The sequence below is a fragment of the Mycobacterium sp. genome (assembly GCF_049281135.1).
Lineage (GTDB): Bacteria > Actinomycetota > Actinomycetes > Mycobacteriales > Mycobacteriaceae > Mycobacterium.
Genome location: NZ_JBAPRN010000782.1, coordinates 1 through 2,514, shown reverse-complemented (window position 1 = coordinate 2,514; position 2,514 = coordinate 1). Strand labels below are relative to the sequence as shown.

Sequence of the window (2,514 nt, the reverse complement as noted above, 5' to 3'; positions counted from 1 at the left end):
CCGAGGTGTTCTCGGCCGACACCCACATCTCGTTGGCGGCCGACATCTTCTACGAGCGCCTTCCCGACGACCTCAAAGACAGCGCACCGCGGATTTGGTACGAGGACGGGGCCTACCAGATCGGTCACCAGGGGCAGTCGTTCCTGCCCGACGTCTTCAGCGCGGTGCTGATGCAGTATGACGATCTGGCCGGGGCAGCCACCAACAACATCGATGCGCGGATACGTGAACTGCGTGAGGACGGCGTAGACCGTGAACTCGCCTTCCCCAACGCGCTACTGGCCATGTTCGGCTTTCCGGACAAGCCACTGCGCGAGCGCGTTTTCCGCATCTACAACGAGTACATCGCCGATCTGCAGGAGCGCTCCGACGGTCACTTCTTCGGCGTGGGCCTGATCAACTGGTGGGATCGAAAAGGTGCCCATCGCACCCTGGACGAGCTGAAATCGCTTGGCCTCAAGACGTTTCTGTTGCCGCTCAACCCGGGCAACGGCGACGACGGCATCATGATGGACTACGCCTGCAACGCGATGGGACCGGTCTGGGATGCGATCGAGGAATCCGGGCTGCCGGTGACGCACCACATCGGCGAAACCCCGCCGAAGGCGCCTTGCGAGGTCAACAACGTCGCGGTCGCGATGATGGTGAACATCGACGGATTCCGGGAGATGTTCTCCAAGTACATCTTTGGCGGCATCCTCGACCGTCACCCAGGCCTGCGAATCGGCTGGTTCGAAGGTGGCATCGCCTGGATTCCACCGGCGCTGCAAGACGCCGAGCACGTGCTGGCGTCCTATCAGCACATGCTGGATCGCCCGCTGGAGCACGACATTCAGTACTACTGGGACAACCACATGAGTGCCTCGTTCATTGTCGACCCACTCGGCTTGCAGCTGATCGAGCAGATCGGCGTCGACAAGGTGATGTGGTCGTCCGATTACCCGCACAACGAGAGCAGCTTCGGCTACTCGGAGAAATCGCTGGCCGTCGTCGTCGAAGCCGTTGGGCCGGACAACGCCGCCCGTATCGTCAGCGGCAACATCAAGAAGTTTCTGGGTATCTGAGATGACGGCTTCGTCCAGCGTGCAGAGCTTCGTCATCCCCGAGGAGCCTGACCGGGCGCGGATGCACCGCGACACCAGCTCGCGGCTTCGGGCCGCGATGGCCGACCAGGGCGTCGACGCGTTGATCCTGTTGATGAACGACAACGTGGTGTATGCCACCGGCGCAAGCTGGCCGGTGCTGGACGCCGGACTGTCGCACGTCGAGCGTCCGGTGGCGATCGTGCTGGCCGACGACGAGCACCCACATCTGTTCATCCCGTTCCGGCAGGGCGCCGCGTCGGAATCGCAGGTGCCCGCGGATCATCTGCACGATCCGCTGTATCTCGAATTAGACGAGGGCGTCGAGCAATTCGCCCGGGTGATCGGTGAGCTGGTTCCCCGCGGTGCCAGAGTCGCGGTCGACGAAATGACCGGCGCGATGCGCCGCGCCGCGGATCGGATCTTCCCGGGCGGGCCGCCGTCGGAGGCCGCGGAGGTGGTCGGCGCGGCGAACCTGGTCAAGACTCCGGACCAGATTGCCTGTCTACGCATGGCCAGTCGGATCACCGAGCGCGCGATGGTCGATGTGCAACAACAGCTGGCACCGGGTGTGCGGCAGACCGATCTGTCGGCCAAGCTGGTGCGCCGCGCCTTCGAATTGGGCGCCACGGCCAACATGCTGGAGGCCATCTGGCAGGTGATGCCGCCGTCTCGCGCCGAGGGAGTGTGGACGACGCACGGTGACCTGGCGTTGCCGCTGCTGACCAACGAACGTGAACTCGACAAGGGCGATGTGCTGTGGACCGACGTCAGCATCAGCTACGCCGGATACTGCTCGGACTTCGGGCGCACCTGGGTGGTCGGCGACACACCATCCGCGCGCCAGCAGGCTCAGTACGAGCAGTGGCAGCACATCCTCGACTCGGTGCTCAAGGTGACCAAAGCCGGTGCGACGTCTGGTGATCTCGCTCGGGCGGCGATCGCCGCCAACGGCGGAACCAAGCCGTGGCTGCCACACTTCTACCTTGGACACGGCATCGGCCTCTATCCCGCCGAGCCACCCATGATCGGCACCGATCTGGGTGAGGAGTTCGACGACAACTTCGTCTTCCCGGTCGGGATGACGCTGGTGCTGGAGCCGGTGGTGTGGGAGGACGGCACCGGCGGCTACCGCAGTGAGGAGATCGTGGTGATCACCGAGGACGGCTGTGTCCGGATTACCGACTACCCCTATACGCCCTATGGGAACTGAGGTTACGGCCGGCGCTGCCGGGGGACCGCGCGCGACACTTAAGCGTAGGCGACGACACGCCGGGCATTGTCAATCGGTGAATGCAACACGGGTTAGGCGGCTTCGGCTAGGAGTTGGGCGAGCCGTTGAGCCGGTGTGTCGAGGTTCAGGGTTGGTTGGGGGCGTTGGTTGAGGGTGTCTTGGATGCGTTTGAGGTCGGCTTTGGTGTGACCGCTGAGG

The 2,514-nt window shown here is 64.0% G+C and carries 2 protein-coding genes and 1 pseudogene; 2 read left to right on the top strand and 1 reads right to left on the bottom strand.

Translation table 11 applies throughout. The features are described 5' to 3' along the window. Nucleotides 1-5: 5 nt before the first annotated feature. Nucleotides 6-1,064, top strand: coding sequence for an amidohydrolase family protein (locus WAN02_RS30940; RefSeq protein WP_422269187.1), 1,059 nt, complete (start codon nt 6-8; stop codon nt 1,062-1,064). A gap of 1 nt (nt 1,065) precedes the next feature. Further along, nucleotides 1,066-2,295, top strand: a complete 1,230-nt coding sequence (locus WAN02_RS30935) for a M24 family metallopeptidase (protein WP_422269186.1) — start codon at nt 1,066-1,068, stop codon at nt 2,293-2,295. A gap of 92 nt (nt 2,296-2,387) precedes the next feature. Here WAN02_RS30935 and WAN02_RS30930 read toward each other — a convergent pair. After that, nucleotides 2,388-2,514: pseudogene (locus WAN02_RS30930) on the bottom strand (IS30 family transposase); the annotation flags it as partial.

Bases quoted from the DNA above. Each gene is read 5' to 3' on its own strand.
- WAN02_RS30935 (WP_422269186.1), top strand. From the start codon at position 1,066: ATGACGGCTTCGTCCAGCGTGCAGAGCTTCGTCATCCCCGAGGAGCCT.